Origin of the sequence: Candidatus Bandiella numerosa, assembly GCF_021811875.1 — a bacterium.
GTDB classification, from domain to species: domain Bacteria; phylum Pseudomonadota; class Alphaproteobacteria; order Rickettsiales; family Midichloriaceae; genus Aquirickettsia; species Aquirickettsia numerosa_A.
In genome coordinates, this window is sequence record NZ_JAJBJD010000065.1 from 1 (window position 1) to 5485 (window position 5485).

General features: G+C 30.7%; 3 protein-coding genes. 1 reads left to right on the top strand and 2 read right to left on the bottom strand.

Going from position 1 to position 5485, the window contains the following annotated elements:
• Positions 1 to 132: 132 nt before the first annotated feature.
• Positions 133 to 462 (bottom strand): ribosome silencing factor, encoded by a 330-nt coding sequence (gene rsfS, locus L8D11_RS03105; protein WP_236870216.1) that lies wholly within the window; start codon positions 460 to 462, stop codon positions 133 to 135.
• Positions 463 to 490: 28 nt separating this feature from the next.
• On the bottom strand, positions 491 to 2881 hold the full coding sequence (gene lon / locus L8D11_RS03110; RefSeq protein WP_236870217.1) for an endopeptidase La: 2391 nt from the start codon (positions 2879 to 2881) through the stop codon (positions 491 to 493).
• 559 nt (positions 2882 to 3440) lie between these two features.
• Between lon and mrdA the strand changes: the two genes are divergently transcribed.
• Positions 3441 to 5189, top strand: a complete 1749-nt coding sequence (gene mrdA / locus L8D11_RS03115; protein WP_236870218.1) for a penicillin-binding protein 2 — start codon at positions 3441 to 3443, stop codon at positions 5187 to 5189.
• The last annotated feature ends 296 nt before the right edge of the window (positions 5190 to 5485 follow it).

Sequence of the window (5485 nt, forward strand, 5' to 3'; positions counted from 1 at the left end):
TTTCTTGAATTCCTATTATTCTATCAGCTTTTATACCAAACTTATCGTTCTTCTTTATATGAATCTAATTTTTTAAATCCATTTATTGCATATCTTCCTTGCTTTGCATTTATGCAACGGCCTTTTAAAAGCTTAAGACGTTTTTATTTTGCGCCAAACTTCTTCTAAATTATATTTTTCCCTAGCTTGCGCTTGAAGAATATTTATTAAAAAATTTCCTGCGTCTATCAAAATCCACTCACTGGAGAGGTGCCCCTCGCTTTTTGTATAGATTTTATATTTCTGTTTCAGCAAATATCTTATATTATCTGATAAGCTGAGTACATGCCTTGACGAACTACCCGTTGCCAAGATTGCTTTTTTGAATAATAAATTTCTATCTTCGAGATTGATAACTTTAATATCCTCTGCTTTAAGCTCATCTAGCTTTTCAATAACTGATCCTATAATTATATCTATCATGTATTTTTTACTTTATATGTGTATGACATTAGTGTTTCTGAAATATAGAGTGATGCTTGTTTTCGGCTAAATCTTCACAAATTTTATCAGGTATAACTTGTATTTTTTTCTCCAATGCATGCTCCATTACTTCGTCAAATGATTCTACAAATATAATATTCATATTATCACCTACTTCTTTTGGAATATCTTGCATATCTTTATGATTTTCTTTAGGTATAATCACCGTTTTAACGCCAGCTCTTAGTGCCGCTAATAGCTTTTCCTTTAAACCACCTATAGGAAGCACACTACCTCTTAAAGTAATTTCGCCTGTCATTGCAACGTCCTTTCTTACTGGTATTCCTGTTAATATGGAGACGATAGAAGTAGAAATTGCAATACCTGCTGAAGGCCCATCCTTTGGAGTTGCTCCTTCAGGAACGTGAACATGAACATCAAATTTCTGAAATAAATCCTCATTAATGCCATAATTTCTTGCTTTGGAATGAATATAGCTATGAGCAGCTTGTACTGATTCCTTCATTACTTCTCCAAGTTTACCAGTAATTTTAATATTACCTTTACCCTTATACTTAACTGCTTCAATTGCAAGTAAATCACCCCCTGCTTCAGTGTATGCTAGCCCATTTGTAATTCCAATTTGGTTCTTTTTTTCAATTTCACCATAATTAAATTTGTGTGGCCCTAAAAATTCGTTGAGTTTATCACATGTAATAGATAAACTTTTCTTATCATCCATTAAAATCTTTTTAACAGATTTTCTGAATATTTTTTCAATTTCTCTGTTTAAATTTCTAACTCCTGATTCCCTAGTATAGTATCTAATTATATCTATAATCGCTGAATTATCTATAGTTAGCTCATTTTCGTTAACAGAATGAGAATCTCGAATTTTAGGAATTAGATGCTTCAATGCGATTTCTAGTTTATCTTTTTCGGTATAACCAGACAATCTAATTATTTCCATTCTATCTAACAGCGGGCTTGGAATGTTTAAGCTATTTGCTGTAGCAACAAACATAACTTTTGATAAATCAAAATCAACTTCTAAATAGTTATCGTTAAAGCTTTTATTCTGCGAGTTATCAAGAACTTCTAGCAGTGCTGAACTTGGATCTCCCCTATAATCATTACCAAGCTTATCAATTTCATCCAACAATATCAATGGATTAGAACTTTTTGCCTTTTTTAAAGCTTGAATTATCTTACCTGGCATTGCGCCAACATAAGTTCTTCTATGCCCCTTGATCTCTGCTTCATCACGAAGACCACCTAAAGTTATTTTCGCGAAATTCCTTCCAGTTGCCTTTGCTATTGACCTTGCTAACGAAGTTTTACCAACCCCTGGAGGACCAACTAGGCAAATAATGCTACCTCCTAATTTTTTAGATTTAATATTAACTGCAAGATACTCTATAATTCTTTCCTTAACTTTATTGAGCGCGTAATGGTCTTCATCTAATGCATCCTGTGCTCTGCTTAAATTTTTATTATTCATAGTTAGTTTATTCCACGGTAATGAAATAATCCAATCCAAGTAGTTTCTTATTACCGTTGCCTCAGAGGACATAGGGTTCATCATCTTGAGTTTTTTTAATTCAGAATTAGCCTTTTCTTTTGCTTCTTTACTAAGTTTTAATTTAGCAATTTTACTATTTAATTCGTTAAACTCTTCCTTAAGGTCTTCTTCTCCCAATTCTTTATGAATTGCTTTTAATTGCTCTTGTAGATAATAATCCTTCTGATTTTTTTCAATTTGTGTTTTAACTCTACTCTTAATTTTTGTTTCAGCTTTCAGTAACTCGATTTCTGAGTTAATGTATATCATCAACTGTTCCAATTTTTTATTTACATCCTCTATTTCTAAAATATGTTGCTTTTTTTCTAATGCTAATTGTATTTGGGAACATAATGCATTACAAAATCCAACTATATCTTTGATTTGAACGATATTAACAAGCGACTCTTGTGTAGATTTTTTACAGAGAGTTGAATATTCCTCAAATAAATCTGTGACAGCATTTCGTAAAACTAAACTTTCCTGGTCATTAGAGCATTGATCAATAATTTGCTTTACATCAGCTTTAATATAGCCATCTCTACTAATAAACTTTATAACTTTGGCTTTTTCTATACCCTCTACCAAAATTTTTACTGAGGAGTCTTGTAATTTTATAACCTGTAGCACCTTAGCTATCACGCCTATTTTATATAAATCACTAGATTTAGGGTTGTCATTTATTCCATCTTTTTGAGAAACTAGAAAAATTTTATTATTCTTATCTATATTTTGCAAGGCTTTGATAGATTTTTCTCTACCAACAAATAATGGAACAATCATTTTTGGGAACACTACAACATCTCTCAATGGCAATACTGGATACAAACCTAATTCTTCAATAACTTTTGCTTTCATGATAACTTTATTTTTGTATAATTACATTTATATATATATCCTAATGCTTTTTTAACAAGTGTAAATTTTGAGCTTACTAATGAAATCAGCCACAAGTATTAAAATTAACATCTTTCTTGTAGCAGTTATTTTAGCTAAGTATATCCCATTTCAATTTAATATTAAACACCAATATACACCAGAAATTTTATCCTTATTGATATACATAATATATTTGTTAAAAAAGGATATTCTTGGCAGTATTAATATTTTTCTATTGTCATTGCTTAATGATTTACTAAGATTGAACTATTTGGGATTAACCATTGCACAGAATTTTATCTATATTGCGTATATCGACATTTTGAGGAAAAAATATTCCAATAATATGCTGTTTGATTGGTTTGCTTTCAGTGTATTAAATATCATTGTATTGCCATGCAAATATGCTATTATGACTTTCTTTGAGAGTTATCATTTACTCCCACTCGATATGATGTTGAAGAAAACTTTTGTCACAATAACATTTTTTCCATTAATTTATTACTTCATTAATAAATTTGTATCTTCTAAAAGATAAATGCGCGATGAAAGGAATAAATATAAAACTCTCACAAGAAGAGCGCTAGTTGTAGGGTTAACTAAGGGAGCATTGATAAGTTGCTTAATTGGAAGATTCTATTATTTGCAAATTTTGAACTCCAGCATCTATGAAACACTATCTGATAAAAATAGACTAAGAGTTTCGTTAATACCGCCATTGAGGGGAGATATATTTGATACCAATGGCAAGATATTGGTAAATAATACAAAAATTTATTCTGTAATAATCAAAAGAGAATTCAAAAAAAACTTAAAGAATGTTATAGATAAAGTTAATGATGTGACCGTTGATCAAAAAATTTCACCCTCAGGAATTTTAGAAAAATCTAAAAACATTCCAGTAAGTCAGTCAATTAAATTGATTGAGAATCTCTCCTTACAAAATGCAATTTTACTGGATTCTGACCCTAATTTAGAAGAAATTGAAATAATAGAAGAATATGCTAGAAGCTATAAATTAGAAGGTAGTGCATTTCACATCATGGGATATGTTGGCAATGCTAGTATAAAGGATATTGATATAGAAAATTTACCTAAAAATTATCAATTTTTAACTGGTAAGGATGGAATTGAAAAGCAATTTAATAATATACTTCAAGGTAAGCCAGGTATAAAAAAATTTGAAGTTGATGCTAGAGGTAATTTTACAAAAAAAGTGGATATTATTCCTCCAATTGCAGGAAAGAGCATTACCTTATCTATTAACAAGGATGTTCAAAAAATTATTTGGAATCATATTGGAGATTATAACGGTGCAATTCTAGTGTCTGATTTAGTGAAGCAAAAAGTGATAGGATTGGTTTCAAGCCCAACGATTGATCCAAATATATTCATTAATGGAATGTCCAGTGCAGAATGGAACGAGATAATGCAGAATAAAAAGAACCCATTGATTAATAAATGCATATCTAACCAATACCATCCTGGCTCAGTGTTTAAAATAGTTATGTACCTAGCAATTTCAAAAAGTGGGATAGATCATAATCAAAAAGTGTTTTGCCCAGGTTATTATAAGTTGGGGTACAGAACTTATAAATGTTGGAACAAACATGGACATGGACATGTTGATTTAGATACAGCATTTGCAAAATCTTGTAATGTGTATTTTTTTCATCAATCTTTAAAAGTTGGCATAAATAACGTAAGTCAAATAGCGTATTTACTAGGATTAGGACAAAAAACCAATATTGAGCTCCCTTATGAAATTGGGGGCGTAGTACCCAATGTTAATTGGAAAAGATCAAAATACAAAAAAAGTTGGTATTTGGGAGATACCATTAACTCTTCCATAGGGCAGGGTTATATTGAAACAACCCCCATTCAATTGCTTCAGATGGTTAGCAAAATTGCAACTGGCAAAAATTTCACTCCTTCAATAATTAATGATGAAAATTATACCATAAATAACCAATTAGAAGTCAATCAACAGCACTTAGAGATGCTTAGAAAATCGATGCTTAAAGTACTAGATAGCTCTAATAGTTTTGTGGACGGAGAAGAATTCCATATTGCTGGGAAAACTGGGACTTCTCAAGTAGTATCAACTAAGCACAATACAGAAAATGATCTTTTTAAAGACCATAGCTTGTTTGTTGGCTATGCACCTTATAATTCTCCTAAATTTGCAATCTCAACAGTTATAGAAAATGGTGGATGGGGAAGAGAAACAGCTTTACCTATTTCACGTAGCATACTTTATGATGTGAAAGATTTATATCAGTTTTAAATTGGCATAAGCTCACCATCTATTGGGAGGTGTGCTTAGATAGTTATTAATGTATAGGCTTTAATTCTACAAGAAAGAATTGATATAACTACGACAATGGCAATAAGTAGTGCCATTATTTTTTGGTTGTTATTGCAATTAATTATTGATTACCTATAATTTTTATTTCTTCCTGACTTCATGCACTTTTTCGCTAGACAGCGCAATATTCCTGGGGTTTATTTTTTTCTAGGCACTACCACTTAAGTTTTTTTGTTAATTTAAATTTAGATTTTTAGAGTTGCTCTATACTAATT

Bases quoted from the DNA above. Each gene is read 5' to 3' on its own strand.
- rsfS (WP_236870216.1), bottom strand. From the start codon at position 462: ATGATAGATATAATTATAGGATCAGTTATTGAAAAGCTAGATGAGCTT.
- lon (WP_236870217.1), bottom strand. From the start codon at position 2,881: ATGAAAGCAAAAGTTATTGAAGAATTAGGTTTGTATCCAGTATTGCCA.
- mrdA (WP_236870218.1), top strand. From the start codon at position 3,441: ATGCGCGATGAAAGGAATAAATATAAAACTCTCACAAGAAGAGCGCTA.